The following is a 24,461-nucleotide window of genomic DNA, read 5'->3' on the forward strand; positions in this document are numbered from 1 at the left end:
TAGTAATTTCCAACAAGAATCGAATTCAGGAACAGACCATGTCGACATTGAACCAAGCCCACTGCGAAGCCTGCCGCGCCGATGCGCCACAAGTCAGCGACGAAGAACTGCCGATCCTGATCAAGCAGATCCCTGACTGGAACATCGAAGTTCGCGACAGCATCATGCAGCTGGAGAAAGTTTTCCTGTTCAAGAACTTCAAGCACGCGCTGGCTTTCACCAACGCTGTCGGCGAAATCTCCGAGGCCGAAGGTCATCACCCGGGCCTGCTGACCGAGTGGGGCAAAGTCACCGTGACCTGGTGGAGCCACTCGATCAAAGGCCTGCACCGCAACGACTTCATCATGGCCGCGCGCACTGACGAAGTGGCCAAGACCGCAGAAGGACGCAAGTAATGCACTTCGACGCCATCGGCCGGGTCCCCGGCGACCCGATCCTCGGTTTGATGGAGGCGTATGCGCAGGACAGCAATCCGCGCAAATTTGACCTCGGCGTTGGCGTCTACAAAGATGCCCAGGGCCTGACGCCAATCCCGGAGGCGGTGAAAATCGCCGAGGCGCGACTGGTCGAAAGCCAGGACACCAAGACCTACATCGGTGGCCACGGTAATCCGCTGTTCGGCAAAGTCATCAACGAGCTGGTGCTTGGCGCCGACTCGAAACTGATCGCCGAACAACGTGCCGGCGCCACCCAGACCCCGGGTGGAACCGGTGCGTTGCGTCTGGCGGCCGACTTCATCGCCCAGTGCCTGCCAGGCAAAGGCGTATGGTTGAGCAACCCGACCTGGCCAATTCACGAAACCATTTTCGCCGCAGCCGGCGTCAAGGTCAGTCACTACCCTTACGTGGGCAGTGACAACCGCCTCGACGTCGAAGCCATGCTCGCCGTACTCAACGACGTGCCGAAAGGCGATGTGGTGCTGCTGCATGCGTGCTGCCACAACCCGACCGGTTTCGACCTGAACCACGACGACTGGCAGCGCGTGCTCGACGTGGTGCGCAGCCGCAACCTGCTGCCGCTGATCGACTTTGCCTACCAGGGTTTTGGTGATGGTCTGGAACAGGATGCATGGTCGACCCGCTTGTTCGCGGCCGAGGTGCCTGAGCTGCTGATCACCAGTTCCTGCTCGAAGAACTTCGGCCTGTATCGCGACCGCACCGGTGCGCTGATCGTCTGCGCAAAAAGCGCCGAGAAGCTCATCGACATCCGCAGCCAACTGGCCAATATCGCCCGCAACCTGTGGTCGACGCCGCCGGATCACGGCGCTGCGGTGGTCGCGACCATTCTCGCTGATCCAGAGCTGAAAGCCCGTTGGGCCGATGAAGTGGAAGCCATGCGCCTGCGCATTGCGCAATTGCGCAGCGGCCTGGTCGAAGCGCTGGAACCGCATGGCCTGCGTGAGCGTTTTGCGCACATCGGCGTGCAACGCGGGATGTTCTCCTACACCGGGCTGTCGCCGGAGCAAGTGAAACAACTGCGCGAGCAGCACAGCGTGTACATGGTCAGCTCGGGCCGGGCCAATGTCGCCGGTATCGACGCCACACGCCTCGCGCTGCTGGCTCAGGCTATCGCTGACGTCAGCAAGTAACACCGCAATACCCTGCGGCAGCTCCTACATGCTTTTGATCGTTCCCACGCTCCGCGTGGGAATGCAGGCAGGGACGCTCTGCGTCCCAATAGCGGACGCAGAGCGTCCATTGAGGCGTTCCCACGCAGAGCGTGGGAACGATCAATCACCGCAGTTCTTGCGCCCCCTGCGGCCATCTGTCGCATTAATTTGAATTAAAAGTCTGATTGTCATTTTTCCTGCTGTATCCTGCGCAGGCTTTCCAAAAGCGCGGATCTACCAGATCTATCAACAGACTTAGCGAGGAGCGCAACCATGCACGAGATTCCTAATCTCCCCTTCCCAAGCCTGCACGAACCTGAGCAGACGACCACGCAACAAGCCGGTGCGGGGCAGCCCGAACCGAAAGAAGCCGTTGAGAGCCGTCCGGCCGACAACGAAGAGTAAGACCCCGTCGTACAGACCGTGTGGAAAGCGCTAACATGCGCTTTCCACACCGCCTGACCCCGAGCCCCGCCATGACCGACGAATTCTCTGAAAACCAAGCTGCCGTACTGATCGGCGCCACCGAGAAAATGATCGAGATCTGGAACCGCCTCTCCCCCGAGAAACAAGCCGCCCTGCTCGCTCGCTTCGGCAGCGAAGAAAATGCCCTTGCCGCCCTGGTCACCACACAGATGGTTGCACCGGCCAAGACCTGATGCCGTCAGCGGGCAAATAGTTTTACTTTTCCCGCCGCAGACGCTTCCACGCCGGTATCATGAGCAGCCTATCTAATCTGCCGCTCCCGTGGATCGTTACCCATGTCGTTCTCCAAGTCAGAGCCCCAGCGCCCCCTGGCGGTCACGCTGCAAGTCGTCTCCATCGTCCTCTTCACCTTTATCGGTTATCTGAACATCGGCATTCCGCTCGCGGTGCTGCCGGGGTATGTCCACAGCGATCTGGGTTTTGGCGCCGTCATCGCCGGGCTGGTGATCAGCGTGCAATACCTCGCCACCCTGCTCAGCCGCCCGTACGCCGGCAAGATCATCGATAACAAGGGCAGCAAGCTGGCGGTGATGTACGGCCTCGCCGGTTGCGGTTTGAGTGGCGTGTTCATGTTGATTTCAGCGTGGACACCGCACATGCCGATGCTCAGTCTGATCAGTTTGCTGATCGGTCGACTGGTACTGGGCAGCGCCGAAAGCCTTGTCGGTTCCGGTTCGATTGGCTGGGGCATCGGTCGCGTTGGCGCGGTAAACACCGCCAAGGTGATTTCCTGGAACGGCATTGCCAGCTATGGCGCGCTGGCGATCGGCGCACCGTTTGGCGTGTGGCTGGTCGGTCAGTTGGGTTTGTGGAGCATGGGCGTCAGCATCATCCTGCTGGCCATTATCGGCTTGTTGCTGGCCTGGCCGAAAACCGCCGCGCCAATCGTCGTCGGCGAACGCCTGCCGTTCATGCACGTACTCGGGCGCGTGTTCCCGCACGGCTGCGGTCTGGCGTTGGGCTCGATCGGTTTTGGCACCATCGCCACCTTCATCACCCTGTATTACGCGACCCAGCATTGGGACAATGCGGTGCTGTGCCTGAGCCTGTTCGGCGCCAGCTTCATCGGCGCGCGACTGCTGTTCGGCAACCTGATCAACCGTCTCGGCGGCTTCCGTGTGGCGATTGTCTGTCTGTCGGTGGAGACGCTGGGCTTGCTGCTTTTATGGCTGGCACCGGACGCGCATTGGGCCTTGGCTGGCGCGGCATTGAGCGGTTTCGGTTTCTCGCTGGTGTTCCCGGCGCTGGGCGTGGAAGCGGTGAATCTGGTGCCGGCCTCCAGCCGTGGCGCAGCGGTCGGCGCCTATTCGCTGTTCATCGATTTGTCGCTGGGGATCACCGGGCCATTGGCCGGGGCGATTGCGGCAGGCTTCGGTTTTGCCTCGATCTTCCTCTTCGCCGCCATCGCCGCGCTGAGCGGATTGGCGTTGAGCGTCTATCTGTACAAGCACAGCGCGAAATACCGGGAAGACTAGAAATCCACCTTGCCGCGCCCGGCCTTGATGCTGCCGCGCTTGGTCTTCGATTCGAGCCGGCGCTTCTTTGAGCCGAGGGTCGGTTTGGTCGGGCGACGCTTCTTTTCGACTTTGGTGGCGCTGAGGATCAGCTCGACCAGACGCTCCAGCGCATCGGCACGGTTGGCTTCCTGCGTGCGATATTGCTGGGCTTTGATGATCAACACGCCATCGCTGGTGATGCGACTGTCGCGCAGCGCCAGCAGCCGTTCCTTGTAGAACTCGGGCAAGGACGAGGCCGGAATGTCGAAGCGCAGGTGCATGGCACTGGAGACCTTGTTGACGTTCTGCCCACCGGCGCCCTGGGCGCGGATGGCCGTCAATTCGATCTCGGCATCCGGCAGATGCACGTTGTTGGAAATCACCAGCATGGAAAAGCGTCCGTATTCAGAGCGTGCAGGATACGCCATGAACCCTGTAGGAACTGCCGCAGGCTGCGATCTTTTGATCTTGCTGGTTAAAAGATCAAAAGATCGCAGCCTGCGGCAGCTCCTACAGGGGAATGTGCAGAAATGACAAACCCGGCACTTGGCCGGGTTTGTCGTTTCTGTTCGCGCGGTTACTTCGCGGTCGCAGGCACCACAGTCTGGGCACTGCGCTTGTTCTTGATCACGTAGCAGACCCACATGAACACAACCCACACCGGAATCGCGTAAACGGAAATCTTGATACCCGGGATCAGCAGCATCACGCCGAGAATGAACGCGACGAACGCCAGGCAGATGTAGTTGCCGTACGGGTACCACAGCGCCTTGAACAGCGGCGTCTGCCTGGTCTTGTTCATGTGCTGGCGGAACTTGAAGTGCGAGAAGCTGATCATCGCCCAGTTGATCACCAGCGTGGCAACCACCAGCGACATCAACAGTTCCAGCGCGCTGTGCGGGATCAGGTAGTTCAGCAGCACGGCAATCAGCGTCACCGCTGCCGAGGCCAGGATCGAACGCACCGGCACACCGCGCTTGTCGATCTTCGCCAGACCTTTCGGCGCATCGCCCTGCTCGGCCATACCCAGCAGCATACGGCTGTTGCAGTAGGTGCCGCTGTTGTACACCGACAGTGCCGCGGTCAGGACCACGAAGTTCAGAATGTGCGCAGCGGTGTTGCTGCCGAGCATCGAGAACACTTGCACGAACGGGCTACCGCTGTACGAATCGCCGGAGGCATTCAGGGTTTCCAGCAAACTGTCCCATGGGGTCAGCGACAGCAGGATCACCAGCGCACCGATGTAGAAAATCAGGATCCGGTAGATCACCTGATTGATCGCTTTCGGGATCACGGTTTTCGGCTTGTCGGCTTCAGCAGCGGTGAAACCGAGCATCTCCAGACCGCCGAAGGAGAACATGATGATCGCCATGGCCATCACCAGACCGCTGACGCCATTGGGGAAGAACCCACCGTGTGCCCAAAGGTTGCTGACCGAGGCCTGCGGGCCGCCGTTGCCGCTGACCAGCAGATAACTGCCGAGCGCGATCATGCCGACAATCGCCACGACCTTGATGATCGCGAACCAGAATTCGGCTTCACCGAAGACTTTGACGTTGGCCAGGTTGATTGCGTTGATCAGCACGAAGAAGGCGGCAGCCGAGACCCAGGTCGGAATGTCCGGCGCCCAGTAGTGGATGTACTTGCCAACCGCGGTCAGCTCTGACATGCCCACCAGAATGTACAGGATCCAGCAGTTCCAGCCCGACAGGAAGCCGGCAAAGCCGCCCCAGTACTTGTGTGCGAAATGGCTGAAGGAACCGGCCACCGGCTCTTCGACGATCATTTCACCCAACTGGCGCATGATCATGAAGGCGATGAAGCCGCAGATGGCATAGCCGAGGATCATCGACGGGCCAGCGGATTTCAGCACCCCGGCCGAGCCGAGGAACAATCCGGTACCGATCGCGCCACCGAGGGCGATCAGTTGAATATGGCGATTTTTCAGGCCGCGTTTCAGCTCGCCTGATTGCGAGGGTTGTCCGCTCATGCAAAAGGTCTCACGCAAGGTTTGATGATGTTCAGTAGACGTTGCTGCAAGGTTGCGATTTCAGGCAGCCCCGATCAAACCCCAGCGCAGGCACCAGGAGTTCAGCTTATTTACAACGGTCATGCGTCACCTGTTTGTTTTTATCTGTGACGAAATCGAACCCGACACGCTTGTGACGCGGCGGAGTGAACAAGGCGGGTAGCCTTGAGATTTGCGCGATTACGCAGAGGGTCACAGTTAAAACGCGGCGCATTGTACACCGCTAACCCCCTGCTGCCAGACCCCGCTGGATCAGCGTGGCGGTTGCCGGGATTGCGAGTGTCCACTACGAGAGACCCGGGCGGCTGCAAAAATTGAGTCAGGCCTTTGCAGGCCATCGACGTGGACGAGGAAAAAACCGTCCCACGGAGAGAGGTGGAGATCAGTCACGGCGTTCATTGCGCCTCCTTCTTGTTATGCACCTGCACGACAGGCATGGGGCGCATCTCACCCTGCAAACGCCCTCGAAACAAGCGCGCCAGAGCTTTGCATCTCCCTCGGCCCTACGGCTTGCGGCAGCTTTTCCTTACAACATCCGAGAGTCGATCAATCCATGGCGTTTTAGCGTGGTTTTCGTAAATATTTCCTTACAATGTGTAACGCAAACTTGCCGATCGAGAAATGTCTGTAGGACGTCTGCAAATTGACGGTAGCTAGCTCACTAACTAAAAGTCCCGTTTAGTTTTTTGTTTTAAAACGAGAAATTTCAATCTGCAAAACAGAATAAAAAGTTTATTTAAAAATTAAATAAATAATTTTTTGCATTACAAAAGTCTCTGAACTAGGTTCTTCACGTCTCGCCGGACACCTCGACCGGCCAGTCACAACCGTGAAAGTCATCTAGGAGATCGACCATGCAAGCACTGGAAAAAGACTTGGATACCGAACTGCAGCTGGACGAATGGTTTGAAGCGCCGACCCATGAAGCCGCTGTGGAAATGATGCAAGCCGATGCGGTCGTGCCGTTCGGCACGGCGATGTGGCCTCTGTAAGGCATCCCGGGCAGGCACGATCCGGCCGGTCGTGCCTGCCGTTTTTTTCACGGTCAGTCAGGGAGGACTCATGGATAAGCCCCGCGCGATCTCGCATTTCCTTTACTACCTCGAACATCACCCTGCCCTTGCCGGCCTCGACTCGGCGAAGGTATTGCTCGGCCACACGGCTGACTACGAAGCGCTGACCGGCCCAATCGCCGAACAGGCTGGCAATCATCCTCGCTTCAAATTCAGCGCCCGACGCCTGGATCTGGAAAGCACCGCAGCGCTGAGCTCGGCGATTACCGACAGCGATCTGTACATTTTCTTCTACGACTCTTCCACCCTGCCCAACCCGCGCCCCGACGGCCCGGAGTTCGTCCGCGCCCTGCAAGGCGTGATGGCGGAAAACTGGAAGAAATCGCTGCTGTTCAAGGATTACGGCGAGTATTTCTACGACACGTTCAGCGTTACCCCGCAGCGCATTGCCGGCTTGAACAGCCATTTGATCCAGCGCATGTCCCGGGCGACGACGCTGAGTTTCAAGGACGATGAAGGCTCATGGTTTGAAACGCCGCTGAGCAGCATCAAGAAATGGACCGACATCAACGGCATCGGCAACTTCGACCTCGCGCCCGGTGAAATCGCCACGCACAGCGAAGCCATCAACGGTCACGTCAAGTTCAAGGGCACGTTTCTCAGCACCATTCCGTTTGCGCGCAAATATGGCGTGCTGGAGTCACCGCTGGAGCTGTGGATCGAGAACTCGACCATCAGCCGCATCGCCACCGAGGTGCCGGGGCTGGAGCATGATTTCAACAAATACCTGGACGCCAATCCGTCGAACCGGCGGATCGAGGAATTGGGGATCGGTACCAATGAAGGCGTGAAGGATTTGTATGCGCGCAATGCCGGGTTTGAGGAGCGGCATTGCGGGCTGCATCTTGGGCTAGGCGGTGGCGCGAAAGGCAGTCATCACCTGGACCTGATTTTCTCGGGCGGCGTCTTGGCGCTGGATGACAAGCCGGTGTTTGATGGGCGCTTTGTGTTTTAGGCGACTGACGCTATCGCGAGCAGGCTCACTCCTACAGGGGAACGCTTTTCACATTGTAGGAGTGAGCCTGCTCGCGATAGCCATTTCTCACCCACCACAACACTTTCGTTTTCGTCAGACGAAAAAAAACGCCAACCCTGAGGTTGGCGTTTTTGTTTGGGCTTGAAGCTTGCCGCTAGAAGCTCACAGCAGCCTTATTCCGGCTTGCGACGCCCGAAACCCGGGCGCTGACCGGAACCCGCCGGTGCACCACGACGCTTGCCCGACGGCTTGTCGCCATCGACCAGCTTGATTCCCGGACGCTTCGGCGCAGGCTTGGCCGGACGCTTGTTGGTGGTGTCCGCTGGACGATCCGCCACTGGCGTACCACGACCGGCAGGTGCACCACGCTCGCCACGTTCAGTGCGACCATTGGCCGGACGCGGAGCGCGCTCGCCGTCACGGGCGACTGGCTTGCGACCTGGACGCTCGCCTTCGATCTGCGGCTCGCGGCTTGGACGTGGGCCGGTCGGCGCGCCAGCGGCTGGACGCAGCGTGCGCACGCGCTCGGTCTTGCCCATCGGGCGCGACGATTTGCGCTGCATACGCTCAAGCTTGTCTTTGCTCTTGGCGTTCAGTTGCGGCATCGCCACTGGGGTCAGGCCGACTTCAGCACTGAGAATGTCGACTTCGTACTGGCTCATTTCGCGCCAGCGGCCCATCGGCAGGTCGGAGTTGAGGAACACCGGACCGAAACGCACGCGCTTCAGACGGCTGACCACCAGACCTTGCGATTCCCACAGACGACGAACCTCACGGTTACGGCCTTCCATCACCACGCAGTGATACCAGTGGTTGAAGCCTTCGCCACCCGGGGCCTGCTTGATGTCGGTGAACTTCGCCGGGCCGTCTTCCAGCACCACGCCGGCCTTCAGGCGCTCGATCATTTCGTCGTCGACTTCACCGCGTACACGCACGGCGTACTCACGGTCCATCTCATAGGACGGGTGCATCAGGCGGTTAGCCAGTTCACCGTCAGTGGTGAACATCAGCAGACCGGTGGTGTTGATGTCGAGACGACCGATGTTGATCCAGCGACCTTCTTTCGGACGCGGCAGCTTGTCGAACACGGTCGGACGGCCTTCCGGGTCGTCACGGGTGCAGATCTCGCCATCGGGTTTGTTGTACATGATCACGCGGCGTACCGATTCGGCCGCCTCTTCGCGCTTGATCACCTTGCCATCAATGGTGATGGCGTCGTGCATGTCGACGCGCAGACCGAGGGTGGCGTCTTTGCCATTGACCTTGATCCGGCCCTGGCTGATCCAGGATTCCACGTCACGGCGCGAGCCGACGCCGATACGGGCGAGGACTTTCTGCAGTTTTTCGCCTGCTGGGCCGATTTCCTGGTCGTCTTTCTGATTGATGTCACTCATCTGGGCACCTCCCGGTGTGGTCTGTTCAAGCGCTCTGAATTGGGCGCATGAAGCATTGAAATCTGGGTTCTTGGCCGAAGGGATCGGCGAAGGGTCGCGAATCATACGCGGATGTCGGCCGTCGCGCATCAGAGACTAGTCGATCAGCCCAAGGTTATTTCTTTTTCCGCCGACCGGCGTTGCCGAGCTTGATAAGGCGCAGTGCAGCTTCAGCGAGCACCGTGCGCTTGTCGTCCTTGTCGAGTTTCTTCCAGGCTTTGATTTCGCGCTTGCTGCGGCCGCAGCCGAGGCAGATGTCGTCGCTGAACTTGCAGACGCTGATGCACGGGTCTTTTGTCGAATTCATTTGGATACCTTTGAGAGATCAAAAGATCGCAGCCTTCGGCAGCTCCTACATTGGAATGCGGCCCCTGTAGGAGCTGCCGAAGGCTGCGATCTTTTCGGCGTCACTCAGTCTTCGAATTCGCGGCGTTCAGCTTCGATGGCTTCGGCCAGGGCGCGGGCTTCGGCCTCTTCCTCGCTCAGTTCGGGTTCGGGCGATTCGAGGGCGGCGACGGCGGCCAACAGCTTTTCGCGGGCTTGGGCGACGCCAAGAATGTCCTCTTGTGGTTCGGCTTCGGGCTCGGCTTCAAGTTCAACTGCGATGGTTGGTTCGGCGATCTGTGACTCAGGCTCAGTCTCGGTTTCACCATCAACCGTCGGCGCTTCACCGTCCGCCGCATCACGCAGCAAATCGTCGAAGTCGGTCTTGATCCCCTCCTCCATGCTGTCCAGTTCCAGCAACAACGTATGAAAACTGGTTTCCTCTTTCTCCTCCTCCGGCTCGGCGCTGGCGTCGGCCAACTCCTGCAAGCCTTGCGGCACCGGCGCGTCGTCGAAATCGAGCACCGGGTCGGTTTCCATCTCGCGCAGTTCGGCCAGCGGCGGCAGGTCTTCGAGGTTCTTCAGGTTGAAGTGATCGAGAAACATCTTGGTGGTGGCAAACATCGCCGGTTTGCCCGGTACATCGCGGTAACCGACGACACGAATCCACTCACGTTCCAGCAAGGTTTTGACAATGTTGCTGTTCACCGCCACACCGCGCACGTCTTCGATCTCGCCACGGGTGATCGGCTGGCGATAGGCGATCAGCGCGATGGTTTCCAGCAGGGCACGGGAATAACGCTGCGGACGTTCTTCCCATAAACGTCCGACCCACGGCGAAAACTTCTCGCGGATCTGCAAGCGATAGCCAGAGGAGACTTCCTTCAGCTCGAACGCGCGGCCCTCGCAGGACTTGCCCAGCAGGGTCAGGGCTTTCTTGAAGACCGCAGGCTCGGGGCGTTCACCCTCTTCGAATAACTCAAACAGGCGCTCAAGGGATTGCGGCTTTCCCGAGGCCAACAGAAAGGCTTCAAGCAGGGGCGCCAGCTCGCGGGGTTCAGTCAGGTTCATGTTTCGACTCGTTATTCGGCTCGGGCTCGCACGTGGATCGCGGCGAACGGCTCATTCTGCACCAGCTCGACCAAGGATTCCTTGACCAGTTCAAGGATCGCCATAAAGGTCACCACCACACCCAGCCTGCCCTCTTCGGCAGTAAACAGCTCGACGAACGGCACAAAACCGCCGCCCTTGAGCCGTTCCAGCACATCGCTCATGCGCTCGCGAGTGGACAGTGCCTCGCGGCTGACCTGGTGGCTTTCAAACATGTCGCCACGGCGCAGTACTTCGGCCATGCACATCAAAATCTCTTCCAGCGCGACATCCGGCAACAGCTTGCGCGCCCGGGCTTCCGGGGCGTCGAGCTTGGGCACGATGACATCGCGACCGACCCGGCTCAGGCCATCAATGCCTTCGGCGGCAGCCTTGAAACGCTCGTATTCCTGCAAGCGGCGGATCAGTTCAGCGCGCGGGTCATCTTCTTCGTCTTCGATGGTTTCGGCGCGCGGCAGGAGCATGCGCGATTTGATCTCGGCCAGCATCGCAGCCATCACCAGATACTCGGCGGCGAGTTCCAGGCGCACCGACTGCATCAACTCGACATAGCCCATGTATTGGCGGGTGATTTCCGCCACCGGGATGTCGAGGATGTTGATGTTCTGTTTGCGGATCAGGTACAGCAGCAGGTCGAGCGGGCCTTCGAAGGCGTCAAGAAAGACTTCCAGCGCATCCGGCGGGATGTACAGGTCGAGCGGCATTTCCATGACCGCCTGGCCATAGACCATGGCAAACGGCAGTTCCTGCTGAGCGCCGGCCTGGGGATCGACAACGGTTTCCACTGCGGACATTCAGGCCTCGACCATGAACGGCGTCGGATCGCCGCAACCGACGCGGACGACTTCCGGATCATCACCGGTCAGGTCGATCACGGTGGACGCCTTGATACCGCCGAAGCCGCCATCGATGATCAGGTCCACCTGGTGTTCAAGCAATTGGCGCATTTCGTGCGGATCGCTCAGCGGGTCTTCTTCGCCGGGCATGATCAGGGTCACGCTCATCAACGGCTCGCCAAGCTCGGCCAGCAGCGCCAGGGCGATCGGCTGGCTTGGCACGCGCAGGCCGATGGTGCGTTTCTTCGGATGCAGCAACAGCCGTGGCACTTCGCGGGTGGCGTTGAGAATAAAGGTGTACGGCCCCGGCAGATGCGCTTTCAGGATACGAAAGGTGCCGGTGTCGATCTTGGCGTAGTTGCCCAGTTGCGACAGGTCACTGCAGATCAGCGCGAAGTTATGCTTGTCATCGAGCTGACGCAGACGCCGCACGCGCTCGATGGCGTTCTTGTCGCCGATCTGGCAACCGATCGCATAGGAAGAGTCCGTGGGATAAACCACCACTCCGCCCTTGCGGATGATCTCGACCGCCTGTTTTATCAGGCGCGCTTGTGGGTTTTCCGGATGTATCTGGAAAAATTGACTCACATTTTCTACCTGTTCAGACGGCGGCAATAACTGTGTCATGTTTGAACCGACACCACAGGGGTGGAAGGTCCTCGGGAACCGGCCGGTACTGGCCGATCTCGGACCAGCCGCCAGGGCCATGGAAGTCACTGCCGGCGCTGACCAGCAGACCGAACTCGCGGGCAAGAATTGCCAGGCTGCCGACCTGTTCCGCAGGCTGATGGCCATTGACCACTTCAATCGCATGCCCGCCCGCTTGAATATAGTCGGCAATCAGCTTTCGGCGCTTGCTGCGGGTGAAATCGTAATGCCACGGATGCGCCAGGCTGACCCAGGCATTGGCGGCGCGCAGTGTGCCGACGGTGTCTTCGAGCGTCGGCCAGTGCAATTTGACGTCACCGAGCTTGCCGGCGCCGAGCCATTTGCGGAAGGCTTCGGCGCGATCCTTGACAAAACCCTCACGAACCATCCAGTCAGCGAAATGCGGACGGGCCGGCGCGTTGCCGCTGTCGCCCAGCTCCTGCTGGACCCTGCGCGCGCCTTCGAGGGCGCCGGGCATGCCTTTGAGCGCGAGCTTGCGGCTTATTTCTTCCGACCGCAGCCAGCGGCCATCGTGCAATTTGGCGATGGCTTCGACCAACGGTGTGGCATTGACGTCGAAACCGTAGCCCAGCACATGAATGGTCGCGCCGCCCCAGGTGCAGGACAATTCGACACCGTTGACCAGTTGCATACCCAATTCGTTGGCGGCCGTGCGCGCTTCGGCGAGGCCTTCGAGGGTGTCGTGATCGGTCAACGACAGGACTCGCACGCCGTTCTCGAACGCACGCGCAACCAGAACCGCAGGCGCCAGGGCGCCATCGGAGGCCGTGCTATGGCAGTGCAAATCTACATTCACGGAGAGTTGTAACCTCAAATCAGCTGGCGCTATCGCGCGCCCATATGTTTGTTATTATGCCGCCACATCCAGCTTCTGGCTCTCACTGTGAAACAATTCATCGATTTCATCCCGCTTCTGCTGTTCTTCATCGTTTACAAACTTGATCCACGGGTCGTCGACATCGCTGGCCATGAAGTGACTGTAGGCGGTATTTACAGCGCCACCGCGATGTTGATCATCAGTTCGCTGGTGGTGTACGGCGCGTTGTTCATCAAGCAGCGCAAGCTGGAAAAGAGCCAATGGCTGACCCTGATCGCCTGCCTCGTCTTCGGTAGCCTGACGCTGGCGTTCCACAGCGAAACCTTCCTGAAATGGAAAGCCCCGGTGGTCAACTGGCTGTTCGCCGTCGCGTTCATCGGCAGCCACTTCATCGGTGACCGCCTGCTGATCAAACGCATCATGGGCCATGCGCTGACCCTGCCGGATCCGGTCTGGACTCGCCTGAACATTGCCTGGATCGGCTTTTTCCTGTTTTGCGGAGCCGCCAACCTGTTCGTCGCCTTCACCTTCCAGAGCTACTGGGTCGACTTCAAGGTGTTCGGCAGCCTGGGCATGACCGTATTGTTCCTGGTCGCACAGGGCATTTACCTGTCGCGTCACCTGCACGACACCGATACCACAACACCAAAAACCGAGGACTGACATGCTCTACGCAATCATTGCCACCGACGTCGCCAACTCACTGGAAGCACGCCTGGCCGCGCGCCCTGCGCATCTGGATCGCCTGCAAGTGCTCAAGGGCGAAGGCCGCATCGTATTGGCCGGCCCGCACCCGGCCGTCGACAGCAATGATCCGGGCGCAGCGGGGTTCACCGGCAGCCTGATCGTCGCCGAATTCGACTCCCTGAGTGCTGCACAAGCGTGGGCTGACGCTGATCCGTACATTGCCGCTGGTGTGTACGCCAACGTGGTCGTCAAGCCGTTTAAACAAGTCCTCCCTTAAACAGATTTGCAGTGTGACGAGGGGTTTATGTGGCGAGGGGATTTATCCCCGCTGGGTGGCGAAGCCGCCCCAAAGCCATCCAATGCGGTGTGCCTGACACACCGCATTCAATGATTCACGACTGCTGCGCAGCCGAACGGGGCGGTGCGACGTTTCGCTAAATCCCCTCGCCACAAATACTCATCTGGCACAAAACCCTGCTCTGCCACAAAACCCTCCTCTGCCACAAAAATCCCATCAGCCACCAACATCCCTTCCCGCGCACTGAACCTTCTCGCTTCTCACCCATCTCAATCGCTCATTATTCTCGTTTGCCTGCCGACAACCTGCCCAATATCCATTTGGAAGCAGGTATCGCGATGCGCAAGGGTCCGTTGTGTCTGATGTTGGTCACGTTGTCGATCATGGCGCCCGCCCATGGTGAGGAAACCACCGAAGGCGGCACTTCCACGCCATTGTCGTTGAGTGCCGGCAGCCAGATCACCGAGTTGCAACAGCGCCTCAAGGCCAGCGAGCAGCAGCGGGAAGAACTGAACAAACAACTGCAGAATGCCGATAACCAACGCGAAAGCGCCCAGCTCGCCCGGTTGCGCCAAGAGAACCAGCGCCTCAAGCTGCAACTCAAGGAAGCCCAGGCCAGCCCGCAGCCGCGCCTGTTGACCGACCAGCAACAGTGGTTCGTCACCGGAGCCGGAGTAGCGCTATTGGCGCTGCTCTGCGGTATCTTTGCCAGTGGAGCAAGCCGAAAACGTCGGCAATGGCTAAATTGAGTGAGTCATGAGCGAGCTGTTATTGATTGATGATGACCAGGAGTTGTGCGAACTCCTGAGTAGCTGGCTGAGCCAGGAAGGCTTTCAGGTGCGTGCCTGCCACGATGGCCAGAGCGCCCGCAAGGCGCTGGCCGAATCCGCTCCTGCGGCGGTGGTGCTGGACGTGATGCTGCCCGACGGCAGCGGTCTGGAACTGCTCAAGCAACTGCGCAACGATCACGCTGATCTGCCGGTGCTGATGCTGTCGGCCCGGGGTGAGCCACTGGATCGTATCCTCGGCCTGGAACTCGGCGCCGACGATTACCTGGCCAAGCCTTGCGACCCACGCGAACTGACTGCACGCCTGCGCGCCGTGTTGCGCCGCAGTCATCCGGCCGCCGTGTCGACGCAACTGGAGCTGGGCGACCTGAGTTTCAGCCCGGTGCGTGGCGTGGTCAGCATCGACGAGAAAGAACTGACCCTCACCGTTTCCGAAAGCCGCCTGCTCGAAGCGCTGCTCAAGCAGCCCGGCGAGCCGCTGGACAAGCAGGAACTGGCGCAGATCGCCCTCGGCCGCAAGCTGACCTTGTATGACCGCAGCCTCGACATGCACGTCAGCAACCTGCGCAAAAAGATCGGCCCGCACCCCGACGGCCGCCCGCGCATCGTTGCCCTGCGCAGCCGTGGTTACTACTACAGCCTCTGAACCGCACACATCCCCCGGCCAACGGTAACCGACGCCTCCCCTGTAGGAGCTGCCGCAGGCTGCGATCTTTTGATCTTGTTTTTAAAAGACAGATCAAAAGATCGCAGCGTGCCGCAGCTCCTACAGGGATATGTGTAAGGTTGATGACGAAACGTCTTTACCCAAGCTTTACGCAGCGCTGACCGCCGCTGACCTTGATCTCCGTAATCTGAACTCATCCGGAACGTACCGGGAACGAGACAAGGAGATACACCATGCGCAAGACTCTTATCGCTCTGATGTTCGCTGCCGCTCTGCCAACCGTCGCCATGGCCATGCCGCAAGATGGCGGCCCGATGGGTGGCCCGATGGATGGCGCTCGCCACGGCGGTCAGATGCACGGCATGCACGGCAAAGGCCCGTACAGCCAACTCGACCTGTCCCGCGAACAGCGCGAGCAGATCCGCAAGATCATGGGCGAGCAGATGCACGAGCGTAAGCAAGTGGTCGACAAGTACCTGGAAAAACTCTCGCCGGCTGACCAGAAAGCCCTGAAGGACGAGATGGCGGCCAACCACAAGAAAGCCGAGTCCGATGTCCGCGCCGTGCTGAAACCGGATCAACAGAAGAAATTCGACGAGATCCAGAAGAAACAGGCCGAGCGTCGCGCTGAATGGGCCGAGTTCAAGGCGTGGAAAGCGCAACAGCCGCAAAAAGCGCAATAATGTACTGACCCGGACCCGACGGCCAACCCCGTCGGGCCTATTTTTATCTGCCCCCTGTAGGAGCTGCCGCAGGCTGCGATCTGATCGTTCCCACGCTCTGCGTGGGAATGCAGCCGGGGACGCTCTGCGTCCCACAGTCAAAAGATCGCAGCCTGCGGCAGCTCCTACAGGGGCTTTGTGTGTTCTGAGGGTTTTCTGTGCGTTCACTGTTCTGGCGTATTCTTGCGAGCTTCTGGCTGGCCATCGCTCTGGTGGCTGGCCTGTCGATTCTGCTCGGGCACATGCTCAATCAGGACGCATGGATCCTCAGCCGCCATCCGGGCCTCAACACCCTGGCCGGCGAGTGGACGCAAACCTATGAAGCCCAGGGCGAAGACGCCGCCCAGGACATCCTCGAACAGCGCAAACGCCAGTATCACATCGACGTCCAGGTACTTAACGAATCCGGCGACCCGGTGGTCCGTGGCACCTTTCCGCGCCGCGCCGCCGCCTTCGAAGCGCGGCAGAACAACGATGACCGACGCCTGCCATGGCGGCGCCTGACCGACGAATTCACCAGTGACAAAACCGGTGACACTTACCTGTTCATCTACCGCATCCCGCACCCGGAACTCGACGCCTGGCACCGCGAAAGCCTGCTCTGGCCACTGAGTGCGCTCGGTATCGCGCTGGTGGTGCTGACCCTGTTCAGTCTGCTCGTGACCTTCTCCATCACTCGACCGCTCAGCCGTCTGCGCGGCGCGGTGCATGATCTGGGGCAGACGACTTATCAGCAAAACAGCCTGGCGAAACTGGCCAACCGCCGTGATGAATTCGGCGTACTCGCCACCGATTTCAACCGCATGGGTGCGCGCCTGCAAAGTCTGATTGGCAGTCAGCGGCAGTTGCTGCGCGACGTATCTCACGAACTGCGTTCACCGCTGGCACGCCTGCGCATTGCTTTGGCACTGGCCGAACGGGCCAACCCTGAAGAACGCGAGAAACTCTGGCCACGGTTGACCCGCGAGTGCGATCGGCTGGAAGCGTTGATCAGTGAGATTCTGGTACTGGCGCGGGTCGATGCCGACAACGCCAGTGCCGAAGAGGTGGATCTGAACGCGCTGCTCGGCACGCTGCAGAAAGACGCGAAGCTTGCCTCACCCGAGCAGTTGGTGCGTCTCGATGCCGAACCGCAGCTGAACCTCAAGGGCTGGCCGACCATGATCGAGCGCGCCGTCGATAACCTGCTGCGCAATGCCCAGCGTTTCAATCCCGAAGGTCAGGCCATTGAAATGCAGGCATCGCGTCTGGGCGAAAAAATTATCGTCAGCGTGCGCGACCATGGGCCGGGCGTGCAGGCCGAGCATTTGAGTCAGTTGGGTGAGCCGTTTTACCGGGCGCCGGGGCAGACGGCGGCGGGGCATGGTCTGGGCCTGGCGATTGCACGCCGGGCGGCGGAGCGGCATGGTGGGAGTTTAACCCTGGCCAATCATCCGCAGGGTGGCTTTATTGCCAGTCTGGAATTGCCGCTGGTGCCGGGTGCGGTGGTGCAACCCTGAAAGCCGCCCTCACCCCAGAAAAGCCCCTCACCCCAGCCCTCTCCCAAAGGGAGAGGGAGCCGACCGAGGTGTCTGGCGTCAGACATTGACCTGAAACACCGAGTTGATTATGGGTTCGGAAGGCACGTGAATCGTCGCCGACTCCGGGCTCGAAATGCATCGGAACCGTTATCGATTCTGGATTCAGCCGAGCACTTTCAGGTCGGCGTATCTCTAGAGCATCCCCCAATCAGTCCCCTCTCCCTTTGGGAGAGGGAGCCGACCGAGGTGTCTGGCGTCAGACATTGACCTGAAACACCGAGTTGATTATGGGTTCGGAAGGCACGTGAATCGTCGCCGACTCCGGGCTCGAAATGCATCGGAACCGTTATCGATTCTGGATTCAGCCGAGCACTTTCAGGTCGGCGTATCTCTAGAGCATCCCCCAATCAGTCCCCTCTCCCTTTGGGAGAGGGAGCCGACCGAGGTGTCTGGCGTCAGACATTGACCTGAAACACCGAGTTGATTATGGGTTCGGAAGGCACGTGAATCGTCGCCGACTCCGGGCTCGAAATGCATCGGAACCGTTATCGATTCTGGATTCAGCCGAGCACTTTCAGGTCGGCGTATCTCTAGAGCATCCCCCAATCAGTCCCCTCGCCCTTTGGGAGAGGGAGCCGACCGAGGTGTCTGGCGTCAGACATTGACCTGAAACACCGAGTTGATTATGGGTTCGGAAGGCACGTGAATCGTCGCCGACTCCGGGCTCGAAATGCATCGGAACCGTTATCGATTCTGGATTCAGCCGAGCACTTTCAGGTCGGCGTATCTCTACAGCATCCCCCAATCAGTCCCCTCTCCCTTTGGGAGAGGGCTAGGGTGAGGGGCTCTTCGCTTTACGCCTTACCGGGCCAGGCGCTGACGAACTCGGCCAGATCAACCTTCTCCGCCACACGCGGTTCTTTCTGCGGAGTGCCGAGGTACAGGAACGCAATCACCTCCTCCCCCTCAGCCAGCCCCAAACCTTTGGCCACGTGACTGGAATACGCCAGATCACCCGTGCGCCACACCGCACCAATCCCCTGCGCATACGCCGCCAGCAAAATCCCGTGCGCCGCACACCCGGCCGCGAGCAACTGCTCGGCCTTCGGGTACTTGAGGTGATCCTGCAATTTGGCGATGACCACAACCACCAGCGGCGCGCGCAGTGGACCGTTGCGCGCCTTGTCGATCATCGCCTCGGTGACTTCACCGTCCTGCTGTTGTGCAGCTTCAGCCAGCAACTCACCCATCTGCTCGCGCGCGGCGCCTTCGACGGTCAGAAAGCGATATGGCTGCAAGTGCCCGTGATCCGGCGCGCGCAAGGCGGCGCCAAACAGGGCTTCGCGCTGCTCGGCAGTGGGGGCCGGTTCGACCAGTCGTGGAACGGAAACACGGTTGAGCAAAGCGTCGAGAGCCTGCATCGGCCACCTCCTGAAAAATATGTGCGGCTATTCTAGCTTTAACTGCCAACCGGATGCCGGTTTACATGCCCTGTCCCACGGGTAGAATGGCGCCCTTCCCACATCAGCCCGAGCGGACTTCATGGCGTTGCCGACCTTACGGATCATTGGTTTCATCATCGGCATCTTCCTGATCACCCTGGCTGTCGCCATGGTCGTGCCAATGGCCACCCTGGTGATTTTCGAGCGCACCAGCGATCTGCCGTCGTTCCTCTGGGCGAGCATGATCACCTTCGTCGCCGGCCTCGCCCTGGTGATTCCCGGCCGCCCGGAACACATTCACCTGCGCCCGCGCGACATGTATCTGCTGACCGTCAGCAGTTGGCTGGTGGTGTGCATCTTCGCCGCGCTGCCGTTTCTGCTGACCCAGCACATCAGTTACACCGACTCGTTCTTCGAAAGCATGTCGGGCATCACCGCCACCGGTTCGACCGTGCTCAGCGGTCTCGACAACATGTCTCCCGGCATTCTGATGTGGCGTTCGCTGCTGCACTGGCTCGGTGGTATCGGCTTTATCGGTATGGCGGTGGCGATTCTGCCGCTGTTGCGCATCGGTGGCATGCGTCTGTTCCAGACGGAATCCTCGGATCGTTCGGAAAAGGTCATGCCGCGCTCGCACATGGTGGCGCGGCTGATCGTGGCGGCCTACGTCGGCATCACCATTCTCGGCAGCCTGGCGTTCTGGTGGGCCGGGATGAGCCCGTTCGATGCGATCAACCACGCGATGTCAGCGATCTCCACTGGCGGTTTCTCGACGTCCGACCAGTCACTGGCCAAGTGGACGCAACCGGCGGTGCACTGGGTTGCGGTGGTGATCATGATTCTCGGCAGCCTGCCGTTCACCCTGTACGTGGCGACGTTGCGCGGCAACCGCAAAGCGTTGATCAAGGATCAGCAAGTGCAGGGTTTGCTCGGCATGCTGCTGGTGACTTGGCTGGTGCTCGGCACCTGGTACTGGTGGACAACCAATCTGCACTGGCTGGATGCGTTGCGCCACGTGGCGTTGAACGTGACATCGGTGGTTACCACCACCGGTTTTGCCCTCGGCGACTACAGCCTGTGGGGCAACTTCTCGCTGATGCTGTTTTTCTATCTGGGCTTTGTCGGCGGCTGTTCCGGGTCGACAGCGGGCGGGATCAAGATTTTTCGTTTCCAGGTCGCCTACATCCTGCTCAAGGCCAACCTTAATCAGCTGATTCACCCACGTGCAGTGATCAAGCAGAAGTACAACGGTCACCGCCTCGACGAAGAAATCGTCCGTTCGATCCTGACTTTTTCGTTCTTCTTCGCCATCACCATCTGCGTGATCGCGCTGCTGCTGTCGCTGCTCGGCGTCGACTGGATGACTGCGCTGACCGGTGCCGCCAGCACCGTCTCCGGCGTCGGCCCGGGGCTGGGCGAAACCATCGGCCCAGCGGGTAACTTCGCCACCCTGCCGGATGCCGCCAAGTGGATCCTGTCGTTCGGCATGCTGCTCGGCCGACTCGAGATCATTACGGTGTTTGTGCTGTGTATTCCGGCATTCTGGCGTCATTGATGGCGTTGGGCGCCTGCAACAACCGCGTCCGGTAATCGCCGGGCGTGGTGTCGAACCAGCGGCGGAACGCACGAAAGAAGTTGCTCGGATCGGCGAAACCCAACAGGTAAGCGATCTCCAGCAAGGTCATGCTCGGCTGCGCCAGATACTGTTCGGCCAGCTCGCGACGGGTATCATCGAGCAGTTGCTGAAAACTCGTGCCCTCCTCCTGCAAGCGGCGCTGCAAGGTGCGTTGCGACAAATGCAGGGTCTGCGCCACGGTATCGCGCTTCGGTTCGCCTTGCGGCAGCAACCGGCACAACACCTGCCGCGCCTTGTGCGTCACGCGACTTTCGGAAAACCGCGCCAGATACTCCCCGGCAAACCGATCGTGCAGCAGCGCCATCGCCTCGTTGGCGGTGGGCAGTGGCGCTTCCATGTCAGCCCGTTCAAAGATCAACGCATCGTACGGCGCGTTGAACATCAACGGTGCGTGGAAGGCTTGTTTGTAGGGTTCCAGATCTTCCGGTTCCGCGCCCTGCACCAGCACTTTGACCGGATGCAACGTACGCCCGCTCAGCCAGCCGCATAAGCCCAATGCGCAAGCCAGCGAGGCTTCGGCACTTTGCCGGGTCGGCGGCAGGTGATCGCCATGCACAGTCAGAATCAGCGCATAGCCTTCGTCGAGCAGACGAAAACTCAGGTCGGCACTTTCGGCGATGATGCGCTGATAACGCACCAGCCGTTGAAAGCCTTCGGCCAGAGTATTACTCGACATCAACGCGTAGCCGGCGACATGAAACGACGCCGGGCGCACCACTTTGCCCATGTTCAGGCCGATCGCCGGATTGCCGGACAGCTCGACCGCCCGTTGCCAGAGTCGGGTCATGGAATCTTGCGGGAAGCGTGCATCCGGATCATCCAGAGCCGTGTAATCGAGCCCCAGTTGTTTGAACAGAACCCGGCAATCCAGGCCGTCCATCTCCAATGCTTTGACAATCCCCATCGCCCAGCTTGCAGAAGTCGTTCGTTCGCTCATGGCGTTTTTCTTTTACATGAGGGGCCGCATATTACGGCCTGATTTGCGAAGGATACTAAAGTGGCGCCGATTGTCACTGGCCCACGCCAATGATCACTCTAGACTCAAATAAGCTACCCGCAGAACAACTCGTCGCCAGAACAATAACCACAGAGAACGCGGTCGTGGAAAACATCAAGCATTTCAACAACTTCGCTGAGTTCTACCCGTATTACCTCAGCGAACACAACAACAGCACCTGCCGTCGCCTGCACTTCATCGGCACGACCCTGGTGATTTTCATTCTGGCGATGACCCTCGCCAAAGGCGCCTGGCTGTTGTTATTGGCGGTGCCGCTGGCCGGTTACAGCTTTGCCTGGGTCGGGCACTTCTTCTTTGAAAAGAACCGACCGGCGACTTTCCAGCATCCGCTGTACAGCCTGCTCGGCGACTTTGTCATGTATCGCGACATGATCCTCGGTCGCGTGGCGTTCTAGATAACAAGAAACAACGAGGATGGCCGATGAACGCCAATGCCCGTTTCACCCATATGCAGGACGGCACACAAGAGGACTGGGCGATCATCGCCGCCGACTTCAGTGCCTACGCCAAACAGCTGTCGTCGCGAATTGTGACGCACCTGAAACTGCTCGAAGGTGACTTCGGCGGTTTCCCGGTGGACCGCCTGACCCACTCACTGCAAACCGCGACCCGCGCCTTTCGTGACGGGCGCGATGAGGAATACGTGGTTTGCGCGTTGCTGCATGACATTGGCGACACCTTGGGCTCGTATAACCATCCGGACATTGCTGCGGCGATTCTCAAGCCGTTCGTCAGTGCCGAGAATCTGTGGATGGTCGAGAAGCACGGGGTGTTTCAGGGCTATTACTTCTTTCATCACCTGGGCATGGATCGGCACCTGCGCGAGCAATTCAAGGAGCATCCACAGTTTCAGGCGACCGCCGAGTTTTGTGCCAAATATGATGCGGCGGCGTTTGATCCGGGCTATGACACGCTGCCGTTGAGCTTCTTTGAGCCGATGATGGAGCGCTTGTTTGCGCAGCCGAAGAACTCGATTTACAAGGCGGCAATGGAAGAACACACCACGGCCTAAGATCAACAGATCGCAGCCTTCGGCAGCTCCTACACAGGTTCCATGTAGGAGCTGCCGAAGGCTGCGATCTTTTGCTTCTAAGCGAGTTCGGCGACCTTGGCGGCCTTGAGCTCCGCCTCCCGTGCCTGCGCATCCGCTAACCGATACAACTCGATCGAGCCATCCCAGTGCTCGATCAACGCCGTACACGACTCCACCCAATCGCCGCAATTGAGGTAATCGACCTCGCCGACCTTGCGGATCTCGGCATGGTGAATGTGCCCGCAGACCACACCCTGCAATCCGCGCTTCACGCACTCATGGGCGATGGCTTCCTCAAAGTCGCTGATGAAACTCACCGCGGTTTTCACCTTGTGTTTGAGGTACGCCGACAGCGACCAGTAACCGTAGCCATACCGGGCGCGCCAGTGGTTGAGCCAGCGATTCAGGGTCAGGGTGAATTCGTAGGCCGAATCGCCGAGAAACGCCAGCCACCGGTGATAACGGGTGATTACATCAAACTGATCGCCGTGAATCACCAGCAGATGCCGGCCGTCTGCGGTGACGTGCACCGCTTCGTCGACCAATTGGATGTTGCCGAGGATCAGCTTCGAATAGCGGCGCAGGAATTCATCGTGATTGCCGGTGACGTAAATCACCTCGGTGCCGCGTTTGCTCATGGTCAGCAAGCGGCGAATCACATTGGTGTGCGCCTGCGGCCAGTACATGCCGCCGCGCAGTTTCCAGCCATCGATGATGTCGCCCACCAGGTAGATCTTGTCGGCGTGGTAGCCCTTGAGAAACTGCGACAAGTGTTCCGCCTGGCAATCGCGCGTGCCCAGGTGCACGTCGGAGATCCACAGGGTTCGCACCCGTTGTTTGCGGCTGGGTTTGGCGAGCTCGGCGCTGGTCATGGGCAACCCTCTGCGATGTTTTCGCCAGAGTGCGCCCGTCCGGTTAATCGTCCATGACAGGCGCGAGTCAGTCCTGTGACAGCGCAGTCCGTGCCGCTCGGTGTAGACTGCTGGCCTGCCCGGAGACCTGTTCATGCGCCCGATTCTTACCCTGCGTCAGTACACCCGCGACCTGATCGTCCACAGCCACGAGCACGCCCAATTGGTGTTCGGGCTGTCCGGCGCGCTGGACTTCGAGGTCGAAGGCTGTGGCAGCCAGGTGCGCCAGCAAAGTTTCGTGGTCATCCCGTCCGGCGCCCATCACGCCTGCGGCAGTCCCGACGGTAGTCGTTGCCTGGTGATGGACATCCCTGACGGCCAATGGCTGGTCCATTCGCTGGGCGAACATGCCGATGCCAGTCGCCGCTTGCTCGAACAACCGGCGCGTTTGTCGCTGGATTCGGGGCAGAGCCAGTTGGTCAACTGGCTGGCGAACAGCCCGGTCAGCGATCCGCTGATCGCGCAGCAAGGCGCGGTGTTGCTGCTGGCCAGCCTCAATCATGCGCAACCTGCCGAACTCGCCGCCCGCCGTCTGCCCTACGCGGCACTGGATGCGTACATCGAGCAAAACGCCGGGTATCCGCTGCAAGTCGCCGATCTGGCACGCGTTGCCGGGTTATCCAGCGCGCGTCTGCATGCACGGTTCATGGCGGAATGCGGGCAGACGCCGATGGATTACATGCGCAGTCGGCGCTTGCATCTGGCGGTGCAACTGCTGCGCGATACGGTTTTGCCCATGGGTGAAATTGCCAGCCGCGTCGGTTACAACTCGCAGAGTGCGTTCTCGGCCGCCGTCCTGCGCGAGTTCGGCGCATCACCCGGCCAGCTTCGGCGCGATTCTCGCGACAAAAGACAATAGCCTGCCGACAGACTCTTGGCCC

The 24,461-nt window shown here is 59.9% G+C and carries 28 protein-coding genes; 17 read left to right on the forward strand and 11 right to left on the reverse strand.

Translation table 11 applies throughout. The features are described 5' to 3' along the window. Positions 1-38 precede the first annotated feature (38 nt). The 5 genes from ACIPZE_RS05770 (at position 39) to ACIPZE_RS05790 (ending at position 3,570) form a co-directional block, all read left to right on the forward strand. On the forward strand, positions 39-395 hold the full coding sequence (locus tag ACIPZE_RS05770; protein WP_003222798.1) for a 4a-hydroxytetrahydrobiopterin dehydratase: 357 nt from the start codon (positions 39-41) through the stop codon (positions 393-395). Further along, the gene (locus ACIPZE_RS05775; RefSeq protein ID WP_283437271.1) at positions 395-1,588 is read left to right on the forward strand and encodes an amino acid aminotransferase; all 1,194 of its coding nucleotides are present in this window, start codon (positions 395-397) and stop codon (positions 1,586-1,588) included. Before ACIPZE_RS05770 ends, ACIPZE_RS05775 begins: the two co-directional genes overlap by 1 nt. A 294-nt stretch (positions 1,589-1,882) precedes the next feature. Continuing rightward, positions 1,883-2,014, forward strand: a complete 132-nt coding sequence (locus ACIPZE_RS05780) for a hypothetical protein (protein ID WP_256661294.1) — start codon at positions 1,883-1,885, stop codon at positions 2,012-2,014. Positions 2,015-2,085: 71 nt separating this feature from the next. Continuing rightward, on the forward strand, positions 2,086-2,268 hold the full coding sequence (locus tag ACIPZE_RS05785; protein ID WP_400771910.1) for a hypothetical protein: 183 nt from the start codon (positions 2,086-2,088) through the stop codon (positions 2,266-2,268). Between the two features lie 102 nt (positions 2,269-2,370). Then, the gene (locus ACIPZE_RS05790; RefSeq protein ID WP_400771911.1) at positions 2,371-3,570 is read left to right on the forward strand and encodes an MFS transporter; all 1,200 of its coding nucleotides are present in this window, start codon (positions 2,371-2,373) and stop codon (positions 3,568-3,570) included. Here ACIPZE_RS05790 and arfB read toward each other — a convergent pair. Together arfB and ACIPZE_RS05800 are read right to left on the reverse strand one after the other, a co-directional pair. After that, on the reverse strand, positions 3,567-3,980 hold the full coding sequence (gene arfB, locus ACIPZE_RS05795; protein WP_007920134.1) for an alternative ribosome rescue aminoacyl-tRNA hydrolase ArfB: 414 nt from the start codon (positions 3,978-3,980) through the stop codon (positions 3,567-3,569). The genes ACIPZE_RS05790 and arfB overlap by 4 nt on opposite strands. A gap of 188 nt (positions 3,981-4,168) precedes the next feature. After that, positions 4,169-5,581, reverse strand: a complete 1,413-nt coding sequence (locus tag ACIPZE_RS05800; protein ID WP_283437273.1) for an amino acid permease — start codon at positions 5,579-5,581, stop codon at positions 4,169-4,171. An 893-nt stretch (positions 5,582-6,474) separates the two neighbouring features. Here ACIPZE_RS05800 and ACIPZE_RS05805 point away from each other — a divergent pair. Both ACIPZE_RS05805 and ACIPZE_RS05810 read left to right on the forward strand, forming a co-directional pair. Further along, entirely contained in the window at positions 6,475-6,612 is a 138-nt protein-coding gene (locus tag ACIPZE_RS05805) for a hypothetical protein (RefSeq protein ID WP_003222780.1), read from the forward strand. Positions 6,613-6,682: 70 nt separating this feature from the next. Then, positions 6,683-7,648 carry a leucyl aminopeptidase gene (locus tag ACIPZE_RS05810; RefSeq protein ID WP_400771912.1) on the forward strand — a complete coding sequence of 322 codons (966 nt, stop codon included), beginning with the start codon at positions 6,683-6,685 and terminating at the stop codon, positions 7,646-7,648. 194 nt (positions 7,649-7,842) lie between these two features. On the opposite strand, the gene rluB is transcribed toward ACIPZE_RS05810, so the two are convergent. The 6 genes from rluB to ACIPZE_RS05840 all read right to left on the reverse strand — a co-directional run bounded on the left by rluB (position 7,843) and on the right by ACIPZE_RS05840 (position 12,837). After that, positions 7,843-9,063 carry a 23S rRNA pseudouridine(2605) synthase RluB gene (rluB, locus tag ACIPZE_RS05815; RefSeq protein WP_129390805.1) on the reverse strand — a complete coding sequence of 407 codons (1,221 nt, stop codon included), beginning with the start codon at positions 9,061-9,063 and terminating at the stop codon, positions 7,843-7,845. 154 nt (positions 9,064-9,217) lie between these two features. Beyond that, on the reverse strand, positions 9,218-9,409 hold the full coding sequence (locus tag ACIPZE_RS05820; RefSeq protein WP_400771913.1) for a DUF1289 domain-containing protein: 192 nt from the start codon (positions 9,407-9,409) through the stop codon (positions 9,218-9,220). Positions 9,410-9,513: 104 nt separating this feature from the next. Further along, positions 9,514-10,497, reverse strand: coding sequence for an SMC-Scp complex subunit ScpB (gene scpB / locus ACIPZE_RS05825; RefSeq protein WP_400771915.1), 984 nt, complete (start codon positions 10,495-10,497; stop codon positions 9,514-9,516). Positions 10,498-10,508: 11 nt separating this feature from the next. After that, the gene (locus ACIPZE_RS05830) at positions 10,509-11,207 is read right to left on the reverse strand and encodes a ScpA family protein (protein WP_283438650.1); all 699 of its coding nucleotides are present in this window, start codon (positions 11,205-11,207) and stop codon (positions 10,509-10,511) included. A 123-nt stretch (positions 11,208-11,330) separates the two neighbouring features. Next, a complete protein-coding gene (locus ACIPZE_RS05835; protein ID WP_129390793.1) occupies positions 11,331-11,960 on the reverse strand; it encodes an L-threonylcarbamoyladenylate synthase in 630 nt (209 codons plus the stop codon). Between the two features lie 13 nt (positions 11,961-11,973). Beyond that, positions 11,974-12,837 carry a PHP domain-containing protein gene (locus ACIPZE_RS05840; RefSeq protein WP_283437277.1) on the reverse strand — a complete coding sequence of 288 codons (864 nt, stop codon included), beginning with the start codon at positions 12,835-12,837 and terminating at the stop codon, positions 11,974-11,976. An 87-nt stretch (positions 12,838-12,924) separates the two neighbouring features. On the opposite strand from ACIPZE_RS05840, the gene ACIPZE_RS05845 reads away from it, so the two are divergent. The 6 genes from ACIPZE_RS05845 (at position 12,925) to ACIPZE_RS05870 (ending at position 17,519) form a co-directional block, all read left to right on the forward strand. Next, entirely contained in the window at positions 12,925-13,521 is a 597-nt protein-coding gene (locus ACIPZE_RS05845; RefSeq protein ID WP_283437278.1) for a septation protein A, read from the forward strand. 1 nt (position 13,522) lies between these two features. Next, a complete protein-coding gene (locus tag ACIPZE_RS05850; RefSeq protein WP_283437279.1) occupies positions 13,523-13,822 on the forward strand; it encodes a YciI family protein in 300 nt (99 codons plus the stop codon). Between the two features lie 359 nt (positions 13,823-14,181). Next, positions 14,182-14,592: a translation initiation factor 2 gene (locus tag ACIPZE_RS05855; protein WP_129390781.1), complete on the forward strand. Its 411-nt coding sequence runs from the start codon at positions 14,182-14,184 to the stop codon at positions 14,590-14,592. Between the two features lie 7 nt (positions 14,593-14,599). Beyond that, a complete protein-coding gene (locus tag ACIPZE_RS05860) occupies positions 14,600-15,277 on the forward strand; it encodes a response regulator transcription factor (protein ID WP_129390778.1) in 678 nt (225 codons plus the stop codon). A gap of 254 nt (positions 15,278-15,531) precedes the next feature. Further along, a complete protein-coding gene (locus ACIPZE_RS05865; RefSeq protein WP_129390772.1) occupies positions 15,532-15,981 on the forward strand; it encodes a Spy/CpxP family protein refolding chaperone in 450 nt (149 codons plus the stop codon). Positions 15,982-16,178: 197 nt separating this feature from the next. Next, a complete protein-coding gene (locus tag ACIPZE_RS05870; RefSeq protein ID WP_283437280.1) occupies positions 16,179-17,519 on the forward strand; it encodes a cell wall metabolism sensor histidine kinase WalK in 1,341 nt (446 codons plus the stop codon). An 875-nt stretch (positions 17,520-18,394) separates the two neighbouring features. Here ACIPZE_RS05870 and ACIPZE_RS05875 read toward each other — a convergent pair. Beyond that, entirely contained in the window at positions 18,395-18,961 is a 567-nt protein-coding gene (locus tag ACIPZE_RS05875; protein WP_283437281.1) for a nitroreductase family protein, read from the reverse strand. A 121-nt stretch (positions 18,962-19,082) separates the two neighbouring features. Between ACIPZE_RS05875 and ACIPZE_RS05880 the strand changes: the two genes are divergently transcribed. Then, positions 19,083-20,537 (forward strand): TrkH family potassium uptake protein, encoded by a 1,455-nt coding sequence (locus tag ACIPZE_RS05880; protein WP_129390763.1) that lies wholly within the window; start codon positions 19,083-19,085, stop codon positions 20,535-20,537. Here ACIPZE_RS05880 and ACIPZE_RS05885 read toward each other — a convergent pair. Then, positions 20,494-21,555: an AraC family transcriptional regulator gene (locus ACIPZE_RS05885; RefSeq protein WP_400771920.1), complete on the reverse strand. Its 1,062-nt coding sequence runs from the start codon at positions 21,553-21,555 to the stop codon at positions 20,494-20,496. The genes ACIPZE_RS05880 and ACIPZE_RS05885 overlap by 44 nt on opposite strands. 164 nt (positions 21,556-21,719) lie before the next feature. Between ACIPZE_RS05885 and ACIPZE_RS05890 the strand changes: the two genes are divergently transcribed. Together ACIPZE_RS05890 and ACIPZE_RS05895 are read left to right on the forward strand one after the other, a co-directional pair. After that, complete coding sequence (locus ACIPZE_RS05890; protein ID WP_400771921.1) at positions 21,720-22,031, forward strand: Mpo1-like protein; 312 nt, start codon at positions 21,720-21,722, stop codon at positions 22,029-22,031. A 26-nt stretch (positions 22,032-22,057) separates the two neighbouring features. Continuing rightward, positions 22,058-22,648 (forward strand): HD domain-containing protein, encoded by a 591-nt coding sequence (locus ACIPZE_RS05895; RefSeq protein ID WP_129390757.1) that lies wholly within the window; start codon positions 22,058-22,060, stop codon positions 22,646-22,648. Positions 22,649-22,725: 77 nt separating this feature from the next. Here the strand turns inward: ACIPZE_RS05895 and ACIPZE_RS05900 are convergent, their stop codons facing one another. After that, positions 22,726-23,541, reverse strand: a complete 816-nt coding sequence (locus ACIPZE_RS05900) for a UDP-2,3-diacylglucosamine diphosphatase (protein ID WP_283437283.1) — start codon at positions 23,539-23,541, stop codon at positions 22,726-22,728. Between the two features lie 133 nt (positions 23,542-23,674). On the opposite strand from ACIPZE_RS05900, the gene ACIPZE_RS05905 reads away from it, so the two are divergent. Next, positions 23,675-24,439 carry an AraC family transcriptional regulator gene (locus ACIPZE_RS05905; RefSeq protein WP_400771924.1) on the forward strand — a complete coding sequence of 255 codons (765 nt, stop codon included), beginning with the start codon at positions 23,675-23,677 and terminating at the stop codon, positions 24,437-24,439. Positions 24,440-24,461 lie beyond the last annotated feature (22 nt).

This window comes from Pseudomonas sp. NPDC089741 (assembly GCF_044748825.1).
GTDB lineage: Bacteria > Pseudomonadota > Gammaproteobacteria > Pseudomonadales > Pseudomonadaceae > Aquipseudomonas > Aquipseudomonas helmanticensis.